Raw genomic sequence first — 24,077 nt, 5'->3', positions numbered from 1 at the left:
TTAATATTAAAAGCTAGAGATAATTCGGTGAAGTCCTTCCTCCAGGATTTCCTGAGAGGTTGAGAAGCAGATCCTAACGTGTCCTTCAGCCCCTTTTCCGAACCACCTTTCCGAGCCGGGAACAATTGCTACTTTGCCCTGTTGGAGGGCATGTTTGGCAAATTCTTCACTGGTCATTCCATTTTTTATTTTTGGAAATACGACAAAAGTAGCTTCAGGAAGATCTGCTGTAAAGATCTCAGATTGATTTATGATATTATAGGCGAAATCTCGGTTGTGCTGTATATGGGCCAGAAATTCTTTATACCATGGCTTTGCTCTTTCCAATGCTACACTTCCGGCAATCTGTGATAAGGTGGAAACCCCTTCTATAGTGGAATTGAAATTTGATTTTTCCGTAAAATCCTCCAGAATTTCCTGATCATTGCATAAAACAGCACCAATTCTTAATCCAGCTATTCCAAATGACTTCGAAAACCCATAGACCGTAAAGCTCTTCCTCTTTGCTTCTTCAGAAACGGAAGAGTAGGTGTAGAATTCTTTGTTGTCATAGATGATATCGCTCCAGATTTCATCGCTCATCACCCACAAATCATGCGCAGATGCAATTTCTGAAATCTTTTTTAATGTTTCTTTAGAATAGACTTTTCCTAATGGATTATGAGGATTGCATATGCTGATAAGTTTGGTCTTCGGGGTGATCAATGTTGATAATTTTTCAAAATCGATGACCCCGGTTGTGGTATTTACAGGACAAAGTTTTACCTTTCCGCCGGCAGCTTCCACGGACTTTTTAAACAAAAAATCTACCGGATCCAAAATGATAGCTTCGTCCTCCGGCTTCAGGACATACGAGGCAACCAGGTACATTCCTTGCGCTGCACTATTGACCGCCAGTACGTTTTCGGGAGTAAACGAACCGTGCTTTTCTGTATTAAAATGATCCGCAACGCTTTTTTTAAACTCAGGAAGTCCAGAGAACGGACCATAACTCAAATAGCCATCCTTAATATATTCAATAATTCCCTGCTCAATTTCCGGGGCCGTCCTGAAATCCGGATCAGCAGCCGTTAAAGGAATAATTCCGTCATCCAGTGTTGCCCATCTTCCGTTATAGGCCTTTCTTTTTAATGCTTCAAAGTTGATATCGTTGTTGGTAAACATATTTTTTTATTTATAAGAAATGGGTAAAATATTTTCTGTCTGTTGGCTTGTTGGAAGGAGAAACTGATCCAACAGCGTTCTTCCGTTTTGGATATGGGTTTCAACTTCATGTTTTCTATCCGATTCATATTTTCTGAAGGCTTCCTGTAAATTGCTTTCTTCAACGAGATGTTTAGTTAAAATAAAAGAATCTTTCAGTGCGGAGGTAACGCCCTGGCTTGTAAAAGGAATGAGGGGATGAGCTGCATCTCCTATAAAAACAACATTATTTTTATAAAACGGATTGAGTTCTTCCAATTCATAAACTCTCCATAAATGAACGTTCTCATAATCTGATTTTCTGACGATCGATACCACCAGAGGATGCCATTCATCAAAGACTTCAAGCATATATTTTTTTAAATGGTCAGGAGAACATTCATCGATCCGGTATTTTTCATTATCAAATTGTGAATACCAGAGAATGGTGTCCGTTGAAAGTTTAAGAATGCCAAAAGTTAATCCGCCGTCTTCATGATGGAATTTCATAAAGTCATGATCAATGCTATCTGCAATTTGCCGGTTTGTAATGATATTGACTACTTCATTCTCCCTGACGGCCCTCATTTTCTCATTCTTGAAAATTTCTCTTCTGATACGGCTTTTTGAACCGTCGGAAACAATAATAACATCTGCAGTAATCTCAGTTCCCTCACTGGATATAAGTTTTCCTTTATCTGTACTGTCAAAACCAAGTGTTTCTCCGTAGCTTATCTTTTCCGGAGATATATGTTGAGATAACAGCCTTATCAGTGAAGATCTGCAAATAGCAAAAACGTTGTTGAGGTCCTTTTCGCCAAGTACTTTTCCTTGATGAGAATATTGGGTGTATTTTTTTAAAAAACTGCCATGTTTAAACAGCAAAGACGGATCAATGATCTGACTCAGGTATTCGATTCCCTCTTGTGGAATAAGGAAACCATGACCTGCCAGGTCTTCTTTTTGTCTTCTTTCATAAATATGATAGTTTATTTTGTGTTTTTCCAGGTAATTCGCTATGCTTAAGCCGGAAATACCGGCGCCTACGACAGCAATTTTGTTCATTTTCGGAATAAAAGGATTTTTTCAGGTTAGTGTTTAAAATATTTTGCCTATTGATTAGACTGGTGCAAAAATAAATTAAAAACATTCACTATTCTTAAAAAATAAATTAATTTGTTTGCTGATTTTTAATAATTTAAATGAAGAGCATAGGATTTTAAGGACCATACAATCGGAATGTTAAAAAAATTATAGGTGAGAACTATAGTAATCACAATGGGTTAGATATTTTCAGCTGAGGTCTTTCTTTTAAATTTCCGGATATGCGTAGTCGTAAAAAAACCGGAACTAAGTCCGGTTTATATGTTAAGCTTTTTCAAGCTGTACGGTAAAGTGTCTTAATATTTCAGGTTCCCAGGTGATTTTATATCCTTTTGCTACCTCTTCGCGTCTTTCATATACATTTTTTATTGCTGCAGCAATATAATCCATATGGTTATTAGTATATGTTCTTCGCGGAATTGCCAGACGTACCAGTTCCAGTTTGGGATAACGGTTTTGTCTTGTTTCAGGGTCCCTGTCTGCCAATAGGGTTCCGATTTCTACCGTTCTGATTCCAGCTTCTTTATAAATTTCAAGTCCTAACGTCTGTGCAGGATATTCTTCACGGGAAACATTGGGAAGGAAATTTAGAGAATCAATAAATACGGCATGGCCCCCAATCGGTTTCTGAACAGGGATTCCATACTCAATCAGTTTATTTCCAAGGTATTCAACCTGTGAGATTCTGCTTTCAAGATAAGGGAATTCCGTTGCTTCATCAAGGCCTACAGCCAGCGCAGCCATATCTCTTCCGGCCATTCCTCCATAGGTGATAAACCCTTCATATATAATCGTGAAATTGGATGCTTTTCTAAAGATTTCCTCACTATTTAAAGCAATAAACCCTCCTATGTTTACAAGTCCGTCTTTTTTAGAACTCATGGTCATTCCGTCGCCATACGAGAATATTTCTTTACAGATTTCTTTGATGCTTCTGTTTTCCTGACCTTGTTCTCTTTTTTTGATGAAATATGCATTTTCTGCAAATCTTGCCGAATCAAAAAATACAGGGATTCCATATTGATCGGAAAGTTTTTTTACAGCCTTCATGTTTTCAAGAGAAACAGGTTGTCCTCCTGAAGAGTTGCAGGTAATAGTAATAAGGCAGAAAGGGATGTTTTCTTTGGGATGACTTTTATAAACTGCTTCCAGTTTTTCAAGGTTAATATTTCCTTTGAATGGATGAAGGTCATTGATATCAAAAGCTTCGTCAATCGTACAATCGATCGCATGGGCCTTTCTGAATTCAATATGTCCTTTGGTGGTATCAAAGTGAGAGTTACCGGGAACTACATCACCTTCTTTGACTAATACAGAGAATAGAACATTTTCTGCTGCTCTTCCCTGGTGAGTGGGTAATAAATATTTGAAACCGGTAATTCTTTCCACTGTATTTTGAAGCTGTTCAAAAGAACGGGATCCTGCATAGCTTTCATCTCCGGTCATCAACGCAGCCCATTGTCTGTCAGACATAGCTCCTGTTCCTGAATCCGTTAAAAGATCGATAAAAACCTGAGAAGATTTTAGATTGAAAAGGTTGTAATTGGCATCTTTAAGCCATTGTTCTCTTTCTTCTCTTGTAGATTGGCGGATTTCTTCCACCATTTTGATGCGGAAAGGTTCCGCGTACGGTAAATTCATGTGTTAAAGTATGTTTTTAAATTGTTTGTAAAGAAAATCTGTCTGAAAATAATTTCAAATTCATCAATGTACGGTAAGGAAAGAGGAGAGGATTACTCCGGAGCCTTAAAGATGTTTTCGTCAGAATGAAATCCGGCTACACCGCCGCTTACTGCAAACTTCATAGCCGAAGCTGCAGTCATCCCCACTACAGGTTTGATGTTTTTTTCTTCAGTAACAATTACCCACCCTGAAATAGCATAGGAATGGGGTAAATATACTGCAACATAATTATGCTTGTCAACGTCTGACATTTCTTTTTGGGTTAAAAAGCCGATTCTCCAGATTTCCGGATTCTCATTGGTTTTTACCCATACAGGATCGTTGAATTTTTTCTTATCTCCCACAAATGAAGACATGACGTCTTTGGTGGGGGTGTAAATATGTTTTACACCGGGCGTTTTTTCCAGGAGACTGTCCATGGTGTCGAAAAAGAATCTTCCTACCACAAATTTATTTCCCAAATATCCTAAAATAGCTGTAAATAATATTATTGATACAAAAACAAGCCCCGGAATCTGATGGGCAAGCGAAGGGATAAGATTATCAATTGCGCTTACAATATACCAGATCACAAAAATGGTAAGTCCTATAGGTCCAATAATAAGCAATCCCTGAAAAAAGTTTTTCAGAAATAAATTGGCTATATGTTCAAAGCTTGATTTCTTCAATGTATATTCTTTACCGTTATCTATTATCCATGAATGGTTTCTTTGTTTCCAAAGGATTTGATAATGCTGGCTTCGTAGTCCAGCCACTCTTCCCAACGTTTATTTACTTTTTCGGGATTTTCTCCCAGATCTCTGGCAAACCCGATGAAGGTCGTATAATGATTGGCCTCGGAAATCATTAATTCTCTGTAGAAAACCTTTAATTCTTCATCTTTAATGTTTTCAGTAAGGACTTTAAATCTTTCACAGCTTCTGGCTTCAATCATTGCGGCGAAAAGCATTTTATCTACAATCAGATCTTCCCGGCTTCCCTGGATGATAAACTTAGCCAACTGATTGACATAATCATCTTTTCTTGCTCTTCCGAAGGTATAGCCTCTTTTCTTAATGATCTCATGTACCTGCTGGAAATGATCCAGCTCTTCCTGAGCAATAGCGAGAAGTTCTGTGACAATTTCCGGATATTCAGGCAGCATGGTGATTAATGTAATCGCATTGGTTGCCGCTTTTTGTTCACACCAGGCATGATCCGTTAAAATTTCTTCAATGTTTCCTTCTGCAATATTTGCCCACCTTGGGTCGGTAGGTAGTTTCAACTTAAACATGTTGTAAATTTTTTGTAAATTTAAACAAATTGAAGTAAGAATGCTGAGTTTATTTCAATTTGATCGATAAAGTATTAAAAACTCGTTTTTCTTCTTAGGAATTCCAAAATATTCCAACCCAGAGAATCTATTTTTTTCAACCCTGCGGAGATGATGAATGCCAAAATGATATTGATGACATAAATAATGATCATCAAAGCCCACCAGGGCATATTTTCTTTCAAGGGAACCACCAGAAAATAGATCAGCGAAGAACTGATTCCCTGTGCGAAATAAAAGAAAATAGCATTTTTCCCAATATAGGTTATACAATTTTCCTTGGTGATTTTTAATCTGTTATAAAGAACAAATAAGGTCACAAGAGAGAATTGAGCCCAGATAATGTAAGGGATTTTAGGTGGAAATTTATTTTTATTGATTTTATAAAAGATATCGTTTCCGTAATACCAGAACATCCAAACCAATATTCCGGCGACAGCAGCATACAGTACAGGAATTGTTTTGGCAGGAATTTTTTTCCCCCGCATTCTGTTTCCTATTAAAAATACGGCAAGATAAAATGCCACATAACCCACCTGTCCGGTTGGATAATATTCCGGAAAAATATTGAATAGGAGAGTAAGGACTGCACAAACCCCGATAAACCAATTGATGTGTTTCGGAAAGAATTTTAAAATTAATACTCCAAAGACGGTCAGGACAAAATAGACCTTCAAGTACCAAAAACTGCCCATGACAACCGGGAAAGTATCTGCATTGGTATATTGATGAAGGTACCAGTTGCCTAAATTCTGCCATTGAGGAGATGTTGAAATGCTGGTTGTTGCATATTTGGATCCAAAGGTTGAGTAAAAATGCTGTAGCCAATCCATTGAAAAGAATGTTAAGCCAAAAACTTTGAAAAAATAATCCAGAAAAAATAAAAGGTTACAAAGATCATATAAGTGATCTGTAATTTTAATAATCTGTAAAAAGTTTTCTCAATATTGGATCCGGAAGTAATGCCGCTTAAGGCATAAAAAAGAGCGACATCAAAAACCAGAGAAAATACCCTCACTTCTGCAGGAATATAAAATTGGCCCGACCAGAAAGCAGTGTGGATGAATATAATAGATAAGGTAGCCAGCCCTTTGGCAAAATCAATATAGAGATCTCTGTTCATAATAGTAGATATGGATCAAAAGTAAATAAAGTTTCGCTATTTTCCCAAGACCATAAAAAAGAGACAAAACTAAATTCTGCCTCCTTTCTTAAATATGCTAAAATGAATGTGTTCGGTTATGTAAAATTTTTATCAGACAGTGTGCTTTATGAATTTTTCAACCACAACTGCTGATAAATAGGGATTTATGATTTTTTTATCATGTTATGTTTTGTGTACAACGAATATATGAAATATTCAATTAAGTGTGAGTTTTTTATTATTAAAAATTATTCACAGCATAATAAGGCTGCTAATATAGGCAATAATATGCTAATAAAATCAATAAAAAAGGCAGACTTAATGTCTGCCTCCTTTCTTAAATATGCTAAAAATGAATGTGTTGTCTATTTAAGGTTTTTAAATTCTTCCGCAGAAATTTCTCCGGTTTGAATTTTTCGCAACTCATCTATATATTTGCTCATATAAGCATCAATCTCTGGATTAACAGTGTTTTTTGCCATTTTGTAGGTGCCATTTAAAACACCTTGATAATAATAGAAGAAGTTATAATCAAAATTCGAAGCATTAAGATCGTACTGACCAAGAAGGAATCCTAAGCGAACCGCCGATCTTCTTTGTGCGGGTGTTCCGTGGTGCCCGGGGCTTGTGGTCTGATAATCTCCGATGCTTTGTGCAAATTCGTAAGCGGCAGCAATTTCAGAGAAGTTCGTTTTGTTGTAACCGTTTGGTCTTCTTAAATAATATCCTGCAAACCCGTCTGCTTCAAGCTCATTTGGTCTTGCGGTATTTTCATTTACCGAAGGAAGCCCGAAGATGTACTGCAGCTGGTGTCCGTACTCATGAGCAAGGATCATGGCGTTTACGATGTCTCCTCCTTTTGCTTTAGCATCATAATAGATTGCATAACCATAATAGATCTTTCCTGTAGAGTAGGAGATCGCATTATAGGTGGAATTGTAATTGGAAGGATCATTTACAAACCTCAAAGTAGGATTGCTTCTACCCCACATGCTGGCAATTTTAGTCATCTGACCGTTCATAAAACTGGTGTCTGTAGAATTCTGTAGCCCGGTCAGCAATACAGCTGATGAACTCCAGTTGTTGTCTACATAAGCACAGGATTTTTCACGATCTGTGGGTTGTTCAATTTTTGCGCTCAGAGTTTCTTGTTGTGATGGGACAGCTTCGTCCATTTTGTCATCGCTACATGCTGTAAGGAATGTTGCAGCAACAACGCCTGCTAGTAAGCAGAGATTAAATTTTTTCATATTAAATTCAATTTTGGTGAAACGAAGTTAATAAATATTCTCATACGTGTGAATATATTATTGTTAAAATTATTCAAAATGGAGTGAATAGAAAAAAATCAAAAAAACATTAGTTTGATTGTAAGCTATTTATAAAATAATTCTTATATTTGCACCTCGAAATAACTAAAAATTTATAAACAATGTTTGCAATTGTAGAAATAGCAGGGCTTCAATATAAAGTTGAGCAAGACCAAAAGTTGTTTGTGAACCGTTTAAAAGGAGATAAAGGAGGAAAAGTTTCTTTCGACAAAGTTCTTCTTACTGTAAACGGAGCAATCACTGTAGGCGCCCCAGCTGTAAGTGGGATCACTGTAGAAGCAGAGATTCTTGACCACGTTAAAGCTGATAAAGTAATCGTTTTCAAAAAGAAAAGAAGAAAAGGTTACCAAGTGAAAAATGGTCACAGACAATCTTTAACTCAAATCGTAATCACTGGTATTACAGGTTTTGAAGGAGGAGCTAAAAAAGCTGCTAAAAAAGAAACTGTGAAAGGTGAAGTTCTTTCTGACAACGCAACTGTTAACTTTAGTGAAGATCACGAGTTGAACTATCACTTAAAGAAAAACAATTTGTCTCAGTCTAAAGAGAACAGAGAAACTTTAATTACTTTAGGTAAAGCGGTTAAAGTTGAATTAGAAAAGAATATTCTTACTCATGAGGAAGTAGATGCTGCAATCATTAAGAATATCGATCAATTTAAAGCACTTAATAAATAATCCAGTAATAAAATGGCACACAAGAAAGGAGTCGGTAGTTCCAAGAACGGTAGAGAGTCTCACTCTAAAAGATTAGGTGTGAAGATTTTCGGAGGACAAGCAGCTATTGCCGGAAATATTATTGTTAGACAAAGAGGTACTCAGCACCACCCAGGTGATAACGTGGGAATCGGTAAAGATCACACTTTGTTTGCATTAGTAGATGGTAAAGTAGTTTTCAGAAAGAAAGCAAACAACAGATCTTTTGTATCTGTAGAGCCAAACGCATAGTTATAAGCGTTTTATAAAATTAAATCCTCAACATTTGTTGAGGATTTTTTTTGTTTTCACTCCAAAAGTTAATTTTTTTATAAATAGTCTGCCGGATGTGAAATATTTTTATATTTGTTAAAGATCATATATCAAATACATTGCGGAAGCCGAAAAGCATAGAGAGTAGGCACCAAATTAAAACTAATACGTATGAAAAATCTAAGAAAGCTTGCAAAGCAAAGTTTAAAAACAATTAAAGGAGGCGCAGGAATCTGCCCTTCACCTACAGATACCTGTGAGGACTGGTGCAGATGGACCCCTTGGCAAAAGGCTCATTGTTTACTTGTAGAAGCATGCAATCCGTGCTGAAGATAAGAGTATAATTTAAAATTATTTATATAAAGTTGGGCGGCTTCGAAGAAGCCGCCCAACTTTATATTTATCTATTTAGAATCCTACCTGGAATCCGGCTTTAATACCAAATTTTGAAATCCCCGGTCTGTCGAGGTAATTTCCTCTCCAGTTAAAATCTACCCTGAAAATCCTCAGATTTCCTATTCCTATATTTTCGATACCAAATCCGTACTCATAGTAGATATGTTCACTTGGTGCAGAATATTTAAAACCTTCTACGTTGATGGCTTTAGAGGCATCGCTTAATGTTCCGTAAGCTCCTCTGATAAACGCTACTTCCCTTAGTTTTAATTTTTTAATCAAAGGAATGTACGAAAGTATTTTCCCGTTAAAATGATGCTCTAAATGCAGGGTTGTATAAGCATCTGCCACAAACTCGTAATAGTTAAGCTGTGAAAATGTATTAGGCGCTAAACCGTATGAAAGATTAGCGGGAATGATATTCTGTAAGGCAAGAGGAACGGTAGTGAAATTTTTACCGGCTTCAAAATTAACAATCGTCTTTCCCAATGTTCCTAGTAAAAACGGTTTGTAAAACATGAACTGTAATTTGTCATAATTAAAGTCAGCATTGAACAATCCTTCGATCCCCCGGGTATACCTCAAAACAATTGTCGGAGCAAGGTTTCTTGCCTGATATCGGTCTATCCCGGTTTGTGAGAATTTTGCCCCAGGTTTGGCTATGATGCTGAAGGTAACATGCGAATCGTTCACCGTCTGTCTAAGCTGACCATTCTGATAATACATAAGATTAAACTTCTCCGGAATGGCAGATTTGATACTTTGCATCACTCCGTCTACTCTTATCTGAATGTTTTTCCAGGGTTCAATAGCTGCAAAAACGCTGGTCTGATTGACAGAACTTAACGAAATGTTTTCTCCTCTTGCAAAAAAAGTACTGGAAGATAAAGAACGGGAAGCAACACCATCTCCTGATGTAAGCTGCCCTCCAAGCTGTACAATATCTCTGCTGGTTCCGGCTCCGATCATAAACCGGTTAAGCCTGTTAAACATATAGCGTGCTTCAACGCCATATTTTACCTGTTGATCCTTGAATCCATAGGCGGTATAGAACTGAACTCTCCACGGATCATTAAGCCCGAAATAAGTTCTGGCTCCCAGCCTGATTCTGTCTCCTTCCACTTCATTTCTTCCGTAGATTGAAAAAATAGGACCGATATCGATTCCTTTAAAAGCATTATAATACCTCGAACCAAGGGTTTCAAATAGCTTGACCATCCGATTGAATTTCGGGGTTTGCTGAAGCTGATCCAGCATTTTGTAAACACCCTGTTCTGATTTGGATAACGTGTCAGGTCTTGCTTTTACCCAATAGGCATCATCTTTATTAACAAATTTATCATCATACTCTTCCTCTTTTCGTTTAAATACCTGAGGATCTAATGGTTTATTAAATTGATAATCCGAATAATCCACTGATCTTTTGGCAATAATACTCTTGGAGCCTTTCTTTTTGAAAAAGGGCTCATTTCAAACTCTGTTACAAGCTTTTTAGGAAGAAATGTAGCGTCGTCGGGGTTATCATATTCCAGTTGGGTATATACGCTGTTAACGAAGTTCACATTGATCTTTTGGGTAGATTTCAATGTCGCTCCGAGAACTGCATAAGTATCTGTATCAATATAAAGATTTCCCTGAAAGGCCAGGATGTCTTTTCTTTTAGGCTGATATCTTATTTGAAAAGCCTTCTCGCCCCGAATGCTGATAGTGTCTGTAAGGTTATAGTCGTATACGCTGAACCCGTCGGTTCCTACCGGGCTTTGAAAACCGATGTCGAAGTAATTTAGGGTATTATCATAAATGTTGATATCGCGATAAAGGTTTTTAGCTGAAACCGTGATCACCTGATTATCCTGAAATCCTGAAGTTTTTTGAGCAACCAGTGTTCTTTTGCTGTCTTTGTCAGGTTTGTTTTTACCATAATTTTCGTACACGGCTTCATTCAGGAAAATAGGCAGCCCAAGTCTTCCGGTTGCCGTAGAGTCTGCATAATCAAAAATAAAGTCCAGCTTTTTGAAGATTTTTTTCTTCATAAATGCACTGTCGAGATTATTCAGATCAAATTGAGTCTTTTCGTATTCTTTGTATGAATAGGTGTCAAATTTTTCGAGACCGTTATTTCTTTTGTGTCCCCATACCTTCTGCATGATGGCGTAGGCAGGGTTTTCTTTTTTGTTTTTGTATTTAGATTTTCCGCTGGTGATAACAATTTCCTGGATATCGCTTACTTTAGCCTGTGAGAGCTGAACGAAAATATTCTCTGCATTTTCAGGGGTGATTTCTACTGTTTCTGCAGCATAATTTTTTCTGGAAAATTTCAGCTTATGGATAATGCTGTCTGACTGAACACTAAAACTACCGGTTGTCGTTGTGAGGACAGGAGTTTTTTCGTTGTTGATAAAAATATCAACTTTGTTGAGTTCTTTCTTATTTTTGGCATCAACAACCTTGCCGCTGGCTTTGTTCTGAGCGTATAAGAAGCCGGTCAAAAACAGGAAAAAAAATAAAAAATTGTGTTTAAGGTTATTATTTAACATCATTCGGTTCTTCAAGCAATTAGCACAAACAAAAAGTATGCAGTTTATTTAAAAAAAGTAGAAAAAAATTAAAAAAAATTAATCTATCACGTAAGACCGCAAATGTAACGAAAATTATACTAGATTTATTATAATTAAAGATGGAATTTAACGGGTTAATATAAAAAGAATCAGTGAATTAATATAAAATTATAATTACAGCCTTTTTAATAATTTGCAGATCCCGGAAATGCATAAAAAAGATCTACACTTCTGTAAGTGCCTTTGCTCTTCCTGCCCGAAGCAGCGAACCTCCTGACTAACAGATAAAAATCATAGATTTAAGGAAATCAACTATGTGGTACGCTATTCTCAATAATTTTTTTGAAATTATTTCCACATTGTGTGATATTTTATTTTTTGTATATTGCCGCTGACATTCATTCAACTGGATTAGGTATTACCTCTTTTTTAATATCTACTCTTTGAAAGCTCCTTACCACATTTTCCACAAAAAGGACTCATCAATTTTTTGTGAAACATATGGTTATTTTTCATGAAATAAAAAACAAAAATTATGAACAGAAAAAATTTCTTAAAAAATCTTGGTTTGGCCGGAGTCACGGCAATTGCCGCCCCTGTCTTGATCAGTTGTGAAAATGAAATTACAGAAGAAAATACAAACTGTAATCTTACCAATTATGACCTGGAAGGACCGTTTCCTACAAAAACTCCATCGATATTAGAGCGGATAAATATTGTTGGCGACAGAACCGGTGTCCCTTTTGAAATTCATCTTACAATTAAAAACAGAAATACAGAGTGCTCCAATCTGAAAGGTGTTTTTGTTGATATATGGCAATGTGACAAAGATGGCAATTATTCGGAATACGGAGGAGACGAACTCCAAATTATAGACTACACAAACCTGCATTTTCTAAGAGGAAGGCAAGTTACAAACGTGAATGGGGAAGTAAAATTCACCTCCATATTTCCCGGATGGTATACGGTAGAAGACGTAACAAGAGCTACCCATTTGCATATTCACATTTACAACAGCAAGGGCAATTCTCTACTGGTTACTCAATTAGCTTTCCCGGATGACCCTAACAGCGCCGTAGTGAAAGTGAATCAATCTCCCGGTTACAAAGGAATGCATGGATACAGATACAACTCGGAGGACGATTTTTTCTATGATGGAGTATCTGCACAACTTTTGAATATTTCAGGAAATATTAATGACGGCTATGTGGGAGCGATCACGCTCATAGTTTCTGCTTAAAGCTTTGACTTAACTCGTTGTGTATTTGATAATTTGGTTCAAAAATTAATAGTTAGAATTAAAATAGCTTATTAAAGTAGGATAATTTAATGTAAGAAATCCATTTCTTCTATCTGATATTGTTTTTATTAAAATATTATAAACGAGAGAGCTACATTCAAAATACACAATGGGTTTTTGTGTAATTATTAAATATAATGCTATGCTAACAACAGAAAAATCGACTATATTTAATTCCGATACAAGATCCTGGCGCAAAACACATGCTTCTATCATCAGTACCATAGAACTGACAGATGAAAAATTGAAGCTTAAAAGATTTGTTGAAGTTATCCTCAATGAAGGACAAACATTTTATCTGGATTATGAAGCACATTCCCAAATCGTTATTCTCGTTCTCTATGGTAAAATCATTACTGATCCTTTCCCGCACGAGATTCATTCAGACCAGATTATTATTTTAAACTATATTCAAAAAGACAGGTTAGAAATTAAAAACGCTTCTATGGATGGGTGTACGGATATAATTATTTTTGAAATACATAATCCGAATAGTGAGAGTTTTATCTGTTTGGAAAATTTACATATTAAGAAAAAAAATGAATTGTTTTCACTCTCAGGAAGCTTGAGTTTCCCTGCCTTTATCGGGCTTTATGACGGAAGAAAAAAACAAAAGTACGAATTGAAGCAAGAAAACAAATCAATTTTCGGAATCGTTATCAATGGCGCATGTGAGTTTCAGGACAGACTCATGGAATCGCGGGATGCTATTCTATTGCAAGACATTAAAACATTAGACTTTGATGCTTTGAGTGAAAATTTACTGATTGTTTTTCTTGAAATCTAGGTTATTCAGTGAAAAATTAATTACAACAATAATTAAACAGAATCATTATGGTTCAGATAAAACTCGCTTTCCGACTTATCATTGACCAAAGCTCTACGTTGGCTTGGGATAAATATATTTTTGAAGATACATATTTTGAATATAGAGTTCAGCATCAGGTATTTGATGATAAAAAAGATACTGTAGACAATTATTGGGAACTTTTGATCAAGAATCCCAGTGCCGCAAAAATACCTTTTTTATTAAGTGCTGTCGTCTCCAATTATGTTGCCCAGCTCAATGGCAGTATCAAAAGTCTGCCTGATGTTTTAGGAACTACATTTTTCCCGATTGAGACCTTCAGGCTTGATCTTATCAGTTCCAATATAAAAGAAGCATCGAAGCACAAGCTGGGGATCACATTTTACACTCCGACTCTTTTGCTTATTGATATTATCGACAACAAATATCTTCTCAGTAAAGGCACGGATCAAGATCATCTTGAAACTTTTATGTATGCTTTTCATCCTAAGATAGCTATTGCGTATTATCGACATTCTTAATTTTAGCCCGACTAACAGTGAAAATCTGTTAGAGATTTATGATCATCATCCACTCTCATTGTACTGATGTTTCATGCCGGTCGTTCAGTGGTTCCAGGAAATGATTATGCTTTTCTTTAATACTTTTGTGAAGGTCAGCTATCACTTTATGAAATTTAAAACATATTTTCCTCTTTTAGAGATTTTGAATTAATATAATATCTGAAAATCAGTTAAAATATTCTTGTATAGGATCTGGCGTCGTTGTACTTAGAAAAAATAAAAAAACACTCACAAATTAATGTAAGTGTTTCATTTTCAGTTGCTCCTCCTGCTGGGCTCGAACCAGCGACCCTCTGATTAACAGTCAGATGCTCTAACCAACTGAGCTAAGGAGGAATTTCCTTTGTTTAAGGTGCTGCAAATATAATATGAATATCCGTACGAAGCAAGTTTTCTCCTTTATTCCAGCCTATTTTTCACTAAAGTTATTGAAAATCACTTAGAAATATTTTGTTTTTTTTTCGCCAGTTTAAAAGCTGTTATGAAATTAGTGGAGGATTAAATGGGATAATTATACTTTACTTAATGGCAATATGATATTTTTTGATTTACTAAGTGCGAGGAGGATTGTATTGTTATCATCATAAAAAAATCTTGTAGTCAACTTCTAAGTCATCCTGTACTGTAGCACTAAGATAAAATAATGGGCTGAGTTGCGTTGATAAACCCAACGCTTCAGTACGTTTTTTGGTCAGTCTTAAAAACTGGGAAATTTAGAAAATTGATAATGATATTATTTAAAAAATATAACGCAAGGGTTTAAATTTCTTATTTATATTTTGAGCAAGCAAAGGTTGGAATCAATTTCATTGATTCTTTCTGAGCGCACACATATCCATGCAGTTTAATAAGGAATCGCATCATATCTTTACGTTTTGTAAAACTTTAGAAAACAGCTTAGAGATGTAAAGTACAGAATGTTTTTTATTTAGATTAAACAAACTTTTTGTGTTGTTCACAACTTTTGAGATTAATCCCTAAACTATTGTATTGAAGTCATTTTACTACTATTACAAAAATATAAATAGTCAAAAATAAAAAAAGACCTACATTTCTGTAAGTCTTTTTGCTCCTCCTGCTGGGCTCGAACCAGCGACCCTCTGATTAACAGTCAGATGCTCTAACCAACTGAGCTAAGGAGGAATGTCCTTTGTTTTAAGTGGTGCAAATATAGGACGAATATTTATACCCTACAAATATTTTTTAGAAAAATTTTCAAAAAATTATAATTTCCCTGTAAATATCTTGAAAATGTCACTTCCGAAAATCACTAACATCAAGCCTAACAGGAAGATAACTCCAATCATTTGAGCATTTTCCAACACTTTCTGAGGAACCGGTTTTCCAACGATAATTTCATATAATGTAAATAAAACATGTCCACCATCAAGACCAGGAATAGGAATAAGGTTCAGGAAAGCCAACCATACTGAAAACATAGCGGTAAAACTCCAGAACGCAGCCCAGTTAATGGTAAAACTTCCATTGGCATCCTTGTCAACAGGCATATTCTTTACAATGGCAATCGGCCCGCCTACATTTTTATACCCCTGGATTTTAGAATTGAACATGATCTTGAACTGCTTAACCTGTGTAGTCAGTGCATCGATAGACCTTACAAATCCTCTCGGAATAGCTTCTCCAAACGAATATTTTTTATTGGTTACAATAGATTTCGCGATGGATTTTGTATCCAGAGCAACCCCCAGTTTTCCGTTCTGGTCAACAGAAACTGCAGGTACTGTTTGTAAAGCACCATTTCTTTCAACGTCTACTGTGATGGTTTTTCCTTTATTCTCATTTAAAAGTGTACTTACTTCGTCAAAGAATGCGGCTTTTTTTCCGTTGATTCCTACCACCTTATCGCCTTTTGCCAATCCTGATTTTTGGGAAGATGGAGTCGCCAAGGAGTCGATAACCATTGGGATTCTTGGACTGATATACAGTTTGGCTTCTTTTTGCTTTAAAACATCTGCTACACCGTCTGCATTAACCGGGAACGTTACTTCCTGTCCGTTTCTTTGTACCGTAACGTTATTTCCTAAAAGGATATTAATGGAGGTGTTTTCAAGCCTTTCTGCCGGTTTTCCGTCAACGCTGATGATTTTGTCCCCATTCTGGAATCCCATTTTCTTTCCGGCTGCACTGGCTTCAATTCCATTATCGAATTTTGTAATATCTGTATATGTTTCTCCGTTAAAGAAAGAAAGGCAGCTATAGATCAACCATGCTAAGAAAAAGTTTACAGTAACCCCACCCAACATGATAATTAATCTTTGCCATGCCGGCTTAGATCTGAATTCCCAGGGTTCTGCCGGTTTTTTCATCTGAGCGGTATCCATACTTTCGTCTACCATCCCGGCAATTTTTACATATCCACCGAAAGGCAGCCATCCGATTCCGTATTTTGTCTGTTCAGGATGTTTTCTCCAGTCATTATCGGGAAGTTTTGATATATCGATAGGGACTTCTTCCTTCTTTCCGTTAACTTCTATAACTTCTGAATCAGGCAGATTCTTTGATAAGAATTTATATTGCCATTTTCCATTGATTTTCTTCATAGAGAAAATGGAAAAATAAGGATCAAAAAACAGGAAAAATTTCTCTGCTCTGGTCTTAAACCATATCGCAGGTAAAAAGTGCCCAAGCTCGTGAAGAAGTACTAATATAGAGATACTCAGAATGAACTGAAAGAGTTTGATTGCTATTTCCATTAATAAATTTTAGATTTTAATTTGCAAAGGTAACAATTATCAAAACTATGCCAAATAAAAAAGCTCCCCTAAACGAGAAGCTTTGTCATATTTAAAGACGTTTTGATTATAAATTGAAAGAAACTCCAAGGCTTCCGTTATTACCTACCTCTGCAAATACACCAATTTTTTCAGTGAAGAAATAGCGTGCCCCAATGTGAGCTCCTATTCCAAAGTCTTTTCCCAATACTCCCACATCAACGCCGGGATAGATATCCCACTTTGCAGGAAGATTTAATGCTTCATTTAAATGAAAATTTACCCTCCCGAAAACAAAAACCCTGTTGTCCTTATCATTGTCCTTATAGTTGCTGAAGTAAGCATTAAGACCACCTCCTACAGAGATTAATTTGTTGAGACCGTAATCATAAGTTCCTGTTACCCCGGTTCCATATCCCCAGGCACTCAGACCCAGCTGAATTTTTTGATCTCCTTTACCTGTATATGCCTGCGCACTAGCCATTGCACCACAGAAGAAAACCATCACCATAAAAACCAATTTCTTCATAAATTTTTTAAATTTTAATGATTTTAATAAAAAATATCTGCATCAAAAATAAAACCGAAAGATATATATTGCTATAAATTTGATTGACTTTAATATATTATTAAGAAAATTACCCTTGGTTTTTAAATTTTTATTGTAAGAGCACTGCTTTTTCGTGTGATTCTATTTGTACAATTGTTGTTTGTAATTATAAAATTGTATTTTTATACATAGATCGTATAATAATTTAAAAATAAAAAGATGAAAGTTGCCGGACTCAATTTAGATATCATCTGGAAAAATAAGACTAAAAATTTCGAAGCAATAGAGCGCGGGCTTCAAAACCAGGATGCTGACCTGTTTCTCCTGCCTGAAATGTTTTCAACAGGATTTTGTATGGAAGCTTCTGAAGTATCGGACAGACACGAAGAATCTTTTGAGTTTTTAAAAAAGATTTCAAAGGAGAAAAATGCAGCATTCTGCGGAAGTGCTCCTGTAGAACAGTATGGCAAATATTACAATAGGATGTATTTTGTACAGCCGGATGGCGAAACTGCTTTCTATAATAAAAGGCATTTATTTTCATTTTCCGGGGAAGATAAGGTATACACACCGGGAAAAAACAGGATTATTGTTGAATATAAAGGAATAAGGTTCTTGCTTCAGGTATGTTATGATCTTCGTTTTCCTGTCTTTGCACGAAATAATGATGACTATGATGCCATTTTGTATGTTGCCAATTGGCCTGAAAAAGAGTAGGGGCATGGGAACATCTTTTAAAAGCCAGAGCGATTGAAAACCTTTCCTTTGTTTTTGGCCTTAACAGAATAGGAACAGACGGAAATAATCTGGTATATCAGGAAAGTTCTCACTGTTTTTTTGCTGATGGAAAAGAGATTTCCCATAAAAATGGAAATATAGTATCCGCCGAGCTGAATATGGATGAATTAATAGATTTCAGGGAACATTTCAGTTTTCTAAATGATCGGGACCAGTTTTCACTCCAGTGGTAAAATATAAGGCTGAGCAGGATAAAAATAATCCTTTCTCAGCCTTTTGTTTATTAGATATATTGCTGCAGAAGCTGAGTTAATGTATTGACATCATGTACTCCGCTTTCTTTCCACAAAAGCTCCCCATTTTTAAAAATGGCCAGGGTAGGTACTCCGCGTACACCATATTGTGCGGCGATAGCAGGGTATTGATCCACATCTACTTTGATGATTCTGGCTCCTTCGCCGATATTTTCCTTTACTGTATTTAAAACAGAAGACTGTACTTTACATGGCTGGCACCAAGTAGCGAAAAAGTCGATAAGTACAGGTCTTTCGGAATTGATTATTTCCTGAAATTTTTGTGACATAGTTAAGTTTTTTATCAGTTTATTTTTTTACCCCTTCGTCCTGGATTGCTTTTACATTTTTCCAGGTGGTTCCGTCATAAGCTTCTACGCCGTTTTTCTTTAAGATCTCCATCGCCTGATCTGCCTGTATCCCTTTATTGCAGAAAACAACAACTTTTTTTCCTTTAAGAGTTTCAATATTATTTTGAAGCTCACCCAAAGGGATATTAATGGCATTTTTTGCTGTTCCTGCAGTGTATTGCTCAGGAATTCTAACATCAACCAATGTCACATCGGAGCTTTTTACTATTTCTTTGATGTTGGTTGTAGAAATATTTCCCGACTGATTTGTCTTACAGGCAATTACAATAAGGCTTATAATCACCGGTAATCCCCAAAATTTAGTTCTCATTTTAAGAGGTTTTGGATTGGCATACAAAATCAGTAGTTGGAAACTTTTCTGTTTTTTTAATTCCGTTAAAACCACCTTCGATTTCAGTGAAATTCCTGATGCCATGTGAATTAAGGATGCTGGCCGCAATCATACTTCTGTATCCTCCTGCACAGTGAAGGAAAAAATGTTCCGAATCATCAATAGTACGTGCCCACTCACTTATAGCATCGAGAGGTCTGTTGTAAGCATTGTCAATATGTTCTGCTGAATATTCTGTCAGTTTTCTTACATCGATTACAGTGGATTTGTCGGTAAATTGTTCTGCAAATTCTGAAGGTGAAATTCTTTTAATCTCGTCAATCTCCTTACCTGCATTTTTCCATGCTGTAAATCCTCCTTGTAAATAACCTGCAACGTTATCAAATCCGACTCTGCTTAATCTTGTGATAACTTCTTCTTCGGTTCCTTCATCGGTAATCAGTAACAGAGGATGTTTTACATCTACAATTAATGTTCCGACCCAGGGTGCAAAATCTCCCTTTAGGCCTATATTGATGGAATTCGGTACAAAACCTTTATGAAATTCAGCAGCTCCGCGGGTATCGAGAATCAAGGCGCCTGTTTCTTCTGCCAGAGCTTCGAAATCTTCAGGTGCAACGGGTTGTAATCCTTTGTCCATCACAACATCCAGACTTTCATATCCGCCTTTATTAAGGGCTACATTCATTCCGAAATATTTCGGAGGAGCCGTCAGCCCATCCAGCACTTCTCTGATGAATGATTCTTTGTCCGGCTGGTTAAGGGCATAGTTTGTTCTTTTTTGATTTCCAAGAATATCTACTGTTTCTTTCTGCATGTTTTTTCCACAGGCAGATCCTGCACCATGGGCCGGATATACAGTAATATCATCATGTAACGGCATGATTTTATTCTGAAGGCTGTCGTATAAAATTCCTGCAAGATCTTCCTGAGTGAGATTGGTAGCCTTCTGAGCAAGGTCCGGTCTCCCTACATCACCCAAAAATAAAGTATCTCCTGTAAAAATAGCTGTTTCAGTACCATTTTCATCTATTAAAAGATAAGTACTGCTTTCCATAGTGTGGCCGGGAGTATGTAATACTTTTATTTTTACATTTCCGATGCTAAAAATCTGCCCGTCCTCCGCAATGATAGCATCAAACTCCGGAGCAGCGGTAGGCCCATATACAATAGGAGCTCCTGTCTTTTTACTCAAATCCAGATGTCCCGAGACAAAATCTGCGTGGAAGTGCGTTTCAAAAATATATTTCAAAGTGACATTGTCTTTTTTCAGACGATCCAGATAAGGAGTGACTTCTCTGAGCGGATCAATAATGGCCGCCTCATTTTCTGATACAATATAATAAGCTCCCTGAGCCAGACAGCCCGTATATATTTGTTCAACTTTCATTGGGTCTATTTTTAATAGTTAAAGATACAAAGTATTAGATAGATTCTAAATGAAATGTTAAATTCCATTGATAGTTTCTTTCAATACTATGTTAAACGAATGTTTAATGATCCCTGTTTTTAAGCAAAAAGAATGCCTTACATAGTGACAATTTACAAATACTGTTTTTTATCATGTCCAATATTTATAAATGCTTTCTTAACGGCTGCAATCAATATTTCAGCAGAGATGGTTTGGATTTTGCTTATGTCATGCGAAATATTTCCAATGGTAATAGAATTTCGACGGGAAATATCACCAAATATTTTACAAAAACTTTTATATTTATAAGTTAAAAAAAGTGATCAGATGGCAGACAAAACACAATTTATTGAAGAACTAAATGCTAGATATACTCCAAAAGGAGATCATATTATATTGGGTAAAGGAATGTTGAACGGGGAAGTAGTTCCTGAAGTCAACGTTATGATTCCTTTGAAAACCATTAACCGCCACGGTCTTATTGCAGGAGCTACCGGAACAGGAAAGACAAAAACTTTGCAGGTATTTGCAGAACAACTTTCACATCAGGGAATTCCTTCGATGGTGCTGGATATAAAAGGCGACTTTTCCGGGATTGCAGAAGCCGGCCAGATGAATTCCATTATTGAAGAAAGATATGCAAAAACCCAGCTGCCTTATACTCCGCAGGGATTTCCGGTAGAATTAATGACCATTTCAGGAGCAAAAGGGGTGAAGTTGAGGGCAACGGTTACAGAATTCGGACCGGTGTTACTCAGTAAGATCCTTGAGCTTAATGATACCCAGCAAAGCATTATGTCTATCGTCTTCAAATATTGCGATGACAAAGGTCTTCCATTGATTGATCTTAAAGATTTAAAGAAAGTATTGCAATATGTGACTGATAACGCTCAGGGAAAAGCAGAACTTGCAGCCAACTATGGATCAATAGCGTCAGCTTCTCTGGGAGCAATTTTAAGATCTATTGTGGCACTGGAGCAGCAGGGAGCAGCAGACTTTTTCGGCGAGCTGAGCTTTGATGTACAGGATCTACTGGAGACAAGAGATGGAAAAGGTGTCGTTAATATTTTAAGAGTATCGGATATTCAGAATAAACCACAGTTGTTCTCTACTTTTATGCTTTCGCTTTTCGCAGAAATCTACATGACATTTCCTGAAGAAGGAGACAGCGGAAAACCCAAACTGGTGCTGTTCATTGATGAAGCCCACCTGATTTTTGATGAAGCGTCAAAAGCTCTCCTGTCACAAATTGAAACCATGGTAAAACTGATCCGTTCCAAAGGTGTCGGAATCTATTTTATTACACAAATTCCGGGTGATGTTCCCGAAAATGTACTGTCTCAGTTAGGTTTAAAGATACAACATGCATTGAGAGGGTTTACGGCTAAAGATAAAAAAGAAATTTCCAAGGCGGTTGAAAATTACCCTACAACAGAATATTATAATGCTTCAACACTGATTCAGAGTTTAGGTATCGGGGAAGCTTTTGTTACAGCGTTGGATGAAAAAGGTATTCCGACACCATTGGTGCACACCTATTTGATCTCTCCGGAATCAAGAATGGATGTTTTGAATGAGGCCGAAATATCCGAACTAACGGGGAAGTCTGCATTAGTAGCAAAATATGAAGAAGCTATTGACAGAGAATCTGCATATGAAATGCTAACCAGCAGAATGGAACAGGCAGTACAAAATTCTGCACCCACACAAAAGACCAAACCTGTAAAAGAAGAACCAGGCATGTTTGAGCAGGTTTTACAGAGTCAGGCAGGAAGAACTTTTACCAATACCTTAATGAGAGAAGGAGCTAAAGCCATTCTGGGAATGTTTGGTTTAGGAGGAAGAAGGAGGTAAGTCTCAGGATATAAAGTCTTATAGCCTGCTGTATTTGATATATTTTTTGTTATTTTAGCAGGTTATACTTTACTGATAGGGAAAAATATTGCCATATTCAGGCATAAAAGGTAGAGGTAAGAAATTAAATAAATAAAACAGCAGTTAACGGGAAATCAATGTATTCGATTATAGATATAGAAAGTAATGGTGCAGGTTATAGAAATGAGTGCATTATAGACATTGCCATTTACAGGTATGATGGTCAGAAAATAACTGACCAGTTTATCTCTTTGGTAAATCCTGAAAGTGATATCACTCCCTTTGTACAGAAATTAACCAGTATTACTCCCAAAATGGTTAAAACTGCTCCGAAATTTCACGAACTGGCCAAAAGAGTCATTGAAATTACTCAAAATACGACGCTGGTAGGTCATAATATTGATTTTGATTACAGAATGCTTCGCCAGTCGTTCAAAAGACTCGGTTATGATTTTAAAATCAATACTTTAGATACCATTCCTTTAGCGAAAAAACTGATCCCTGATGAGGTGAGCTATTCACTGGGAAAACTTGTAAAATCACTGGGTATTCCATTGACCAATCATCACAGGGCTGAAGGAGATGCAAGGGCTACCCTGGAATTGTTTAAGCTTTTGATATCAAAAGATACCGAAAACGAGATCATTCAGAAGCAGCATGAGGAGACCAATGCAAAAACGTACATAAACAAGATCAAAGTATTAACCCAGGATCTTCCAAATGATAAAGGTTTTGTTTATTTTCAGGATGAAGCCGGAAAAATCATTTTCTCAGATTACGTTCAGGACATTAATAAATTTTCAAAGAAAGTTTTTAATTCCAAATCCAAAAAATGGGAAAAAATCCAGAGTGGTGTAGAGCAGATTAACTTTGAACTTACCGGCACGGATATTATTGCCAAGCTTATTCTTAATTCTAAAAATATCAAAAAGAAAGAAGTGTTTCCGTTCGGTCTTTATTTCAGAAACAATAAATACGTCGTTGAAAAAAATAACCTGAATAAAACGGAAAAACCTTTGCTCAAGTTCAGGTCTTTCACTCAGGGAACAAAAGCAGTTCAGTTTATTGGCGCTCAAGAAGAATTTAACGAGGTTACAGTGCTTAAGCAAAAAATAGAATTCAAAAAAAGAAATGAATTATGGCTGGGTACAGGAAGAAAATTGGGCGAAAAATTATTTTTGATCATTGAAAACGGAAAAGTTCTGTCTTTTGGCTTCTATGAGCTGTTTACACAGATTCAAACGCTGAGTAAGCTGGCAAAACTCAAAATTGACCTTCCGATGTCTTCCGCTGACCTGAATAATGAATTACAACTGGCTCTGCTACGGGGTGATTTTGAAACGTTGCCGTTACCTAAATAATAGAAAAACTGAGAGGTTAGAAATTGATCCGGGGCCAATCCTTTTCAAATCAATGTTCTAAAAATA

19 protein-coding genes, 2 tRNA genes and 3 pseudogenes are annotated in these 24,077 nt (G+C 36.4%); 9 read left to right on the top strand and 15 right to left on the bottom strand.

Annotated features, from left to right (window positions below):
- Positions 1-6: 6 nt before the first annotated feature.
- From H3Z85_06655 to H3Z85_06625, 7 genes and pseudogenes are all read right to left on the bottom strand, one after another.
- Positions 7-1,164 carry a pyridoxal phosphate-dependent aminotransferase gene (locus H3Z85_06655; protein ID QPQ53059.1) on the bottom strand — a complete coding sequence of 386 codons (1,158 nt, stop codon included), beginning with the start codon at positions 1,162-1,164 and terminating at the stop codon, positions 7-9.
- 6 nt (positions 1,165-1,170) lie between these two features.
- A complete protein-coding gene (locus H3Z85_06650) occupies positions 1,171-2,247 on the bottom strand; it encodes an FAD-dependent monooxygenase (protein QPQ53058.1) in 1,077 nt (358 codons plus the stop codon).
- A gap of 303 nt (positions 2,248-2,550) precedes the next feature.
- Positions 2,551-3,927, bottom strand: a complete 1,377-nt coding sequence (locus H3Z85_06645; GenBank protein QPQ53057.1) for a tryptophanase — start codon at positions 3,925-3,927, stop codon at positions 2,551-2,553.
- Positions 3,928-4,019: 92 nt separating this feature from the next.
- Positions 4,020-4,637, bottom strand: coding sequence for a DUF502 domain-containing protein (locus H3Z85_06640; GenBank protein ID QPQ53848.1), 618 nt, complete (start codon positions 4,635-4,637; stop codon positions 4,020-4,022).
- Between the two features lie 23 nt (positions 4,638-4,660).
- A complete protein-coding gene (locus H3Z85_06635; protein ID QPQ53056.1) occupies positions 4,661-5,242 on the bottom strand; it encodes a tRNA-(ms[2]io[6]A)-hydroxylase in 582 nt (193 codons plus the stop codon).
- Positions 5,243-5,316: 74 nt separating this feature from the next.
- Positions 5,317-6,404 (bottom strand): annotated as a pseudogene (locus tag H3Z85_06630) (acyltransferase family protein).
- Positions 6,405-6,790: 386 nt separating this feature from the next.
- Entirely contained in the window at positions 6,791-7,675 is an 885-nt protein-coding gene (locus H3Z85_06625; GenBank protein QPQ53055.1) for a metalloprotease, read from the bottom strand.
- Between the two features lie 182 nt (positions 7,676-7,857).
- On the opposite strand from H3Z85_06625, the gene rplU reads away from it, so the two are divergent.
- The 3 genes from rplU to H3Z85_06610 all read left to right on the top strand — a co-directional run bounded on the left by rplU (position 7,858) and on the right by H3Z85_06610 (position 9,054).
- A complete protein-coding gene (gene rplU / locus H3Z85_06620; protein ID QPQ53054.1) occupies positions 7,858-8,433 on the top strand; it encodes a 50S ribosomal protein L21 in 576 nt (191 codons plus the stop codon).
- Positions 8,434-8,445: 12 nt separating this feature from the next.
- The gene (gene rpmA, locus H3Z85_06615; protein QPQ53053.1) at positions 8,446-8,703 is read left to right on the top strand and encodes a 50S ribosomal protein L27; all 258 of its coding nucleotides are present in this window, start codon (positions 8,446-8,448) and stop codon (positions 8,701-8,703) included.
- A gap of 192 nt (positions 8,704-8,895) precedes the next feature.
- On the top strand, positions 8,896-9,054 hold the full coding sequence (locus H3Z85_06610; GenBank protein ID QPQ53052.1) for a hypothetical protein: 159 nt from the start codon (positions 8,896-8,898) through the stop codon (positions 9,052-9,054).
- Positions 9,055-9,132: 78 nt separating this feature from the next.
- On the opposite strand, the pseudogene H3Z85_06605 reads toward H3Z85_06610, so the two are convergent.
- Positions 9,133-11,657: pseudogene (locus H3Z85_06605) on the bottom strand (carboxypeptidase-like regulatory domain-containing protein).
- Between the two features lie 556 nt (positions 11,658-12,213).
- On the opposite strand from H3Z85_06605, the gene H3Z85_06600 reads away from it, so the two are divergent.
- The 3 genes from H3Z85_06600 (at position 12,214) to H3Z85_06590 (ending at position 14,307) form a co-directional block, all read left to right on the top strand.
- Positions 12,214-12,918, top strand: a complete 705-nt coding sequence (locus tag H3Z85_06600) for an intradiol ring-cleavage dioxygenase (GenBank protein QPQ53051.1) — start codon at positions 12,214-12,216, stop codon at positions 12,916-12,918.
- Between the two features lie 202 nt (positions 12,919-13,120).
- A complete protein-coding gene (locus H3Z85_06595; GenBank protein ID QPQ53050.1) occupies positions 13,121-13,765 on the top strand; it encodes a hypothetical protein in 645 nt (214 codons plus the stop codon).
- Positions 13,766-13,812: 47 nt separating this feature from the next.
- Positions 13,813-14,307: a hypothetical protein gene (locus H3Z85_06590; protein ID QPQ53049.1), complete on the top strand. Its 495-nt coding sequence runs from the start codon at positions 13,813-13,815 to the stop codon at positions 14,305-14,307.
- Positions 14,308-14,611: 304 nt separating this feature from the next.
- Here the strand turns inward: H3Z85_06590 and H3Z85_06585 are convergent.
- The 4 genes from H3Z85_06585 to H3Z85_06570 form a co-directional block, all read right to left on the bottom strand.
- Positions 14,612-14,685, bottom strand: a tRNA-Asn gene (locus H3Z85_06585).
- Between the two features lie 733 nt (positions 14,686-15,418).
- A tRNA-Asn gene (locus tag H3Z85_06580) sits at positions 15,419-15,492 on the bottom strand.
- Positions 15,493-15,572: 80 nt separating this feature from the next.
- Positions 15,573-17,063, bottom strand: coding sequence for an RIP metalloprotease RseP (rseP, locus tag H3Z85_06575; GenBank protein ID QPQ53048.1), 1,491 nt, complete (start codon positions 17,061-17,063; stop codon positions 15,573-15,575).
- A gap of 106 nt (positions 17,064-17,169) precedes the next feature.
- Positions 17,170-17,610, bottom strand: a complete 441-nt coding sequence (locus H3Z85_06570) for a hypothetical protein (protein QPQ53047.1) — start codon at positions 17,608-17,610, stop codon at positions 17,170-17,172.
- A gap of 240 nt (positions 17,611-17,850) precedes the next feature.
- Between H3Z85_06570 and H3Z85_06565 the strand changes: the two are divergent.
- A pseudogene (locus H3Z85_06565) lies at positions 17,851-18,602 on the top strand (nitrilase family protein).
- 50 nt (positions 18,603-18,652) lie between these two features.
- Here H3Z85_06565 and H3Z85_06560 read toward each other — a convergent pair.
- The 3 genes from H3Z85_06560 to H3Z85_06550 are packed head-to-tail and all read right to left on the bottom strand — an operon-like array spanning position 18,653 to position 20,754.
- The gene (locus H3Z85_06560; protein ID QPQ53046.1) at positions 18,653-18,952 is read right to left on the bottom strand and encodes a thioredoxin family protein; all 300 of its coding nucleotides are present in this window, start codon (positions 18,950-18,952) and stop codon (positions 18,653-18,655) included.
- 19 nt (positions 18,953-18,971) lie between these two features.
- The gene (locus H3Z85_06555) at positions 18,972-19,343 is read right to left on the bottom strand and encodes a rhodanese-like domain-containing protein (protein ID QPQ53045.1); all 372 of its coding nucleotides are present in this window, start codon (positions 19,341-19,343) and stop codon (positions 18,972-18,974) included.
- Between the two features lies 1 nt (position 19,344).
- Positions 19,345-20,754: an MBL fold metallo-hydrolase gene (locus H3Z85_06550; protein ID QPQ53044.1), complete on the bottom strand. Its 1,410-nt coding sequence runs from the start codon at positions 20,752-20,754 to the stop codon at positions 19,345-19,347.
- A 348-nt stretch (positions 20,755-21,102) separates the two neighbouring features.
- Between H3Z85_06550 and H3Z85_06545 the strand changes: the two genes are divergently transcribed.
- A complete protein-coding gene (locus H3Z85_06545) occupies positions 21,103-22,629 on the top strand; it encodes a DUF853 family protein (protein QPQ53043.1) in 1,527 nt (508 codons plus the stop codon).
- A gap of 158 nt (positions 22,630-22,787) precedes the next feature.
- Positions 22,788-24,011, top strand: coding sequence for a 3'-5' exonuclease (locus H3Z85_06540; protein ID QPQ53042.1), 1,224 nt, complete (start codon positions 22,788-22,790; stop codon positions 24,009-24,011).
- Positions 24,012-24,077: the final 66 nt, after the last annotated feature.

The sequence above is a fragment of the Chryseobacterium indologenes genome (genome assembly GCA_016025055.1).
GTDB lineage: Bacteria > Bacteroidota > Bacteroidia > Flavobacteriales > Weeksellaceae > Chryseobacterium > Chryseobacterium indologenes.
Note: the sequence above shows the minus strand (reverse complement) of the source record. Positions and strands in the feature narration are given on the sequence as shown.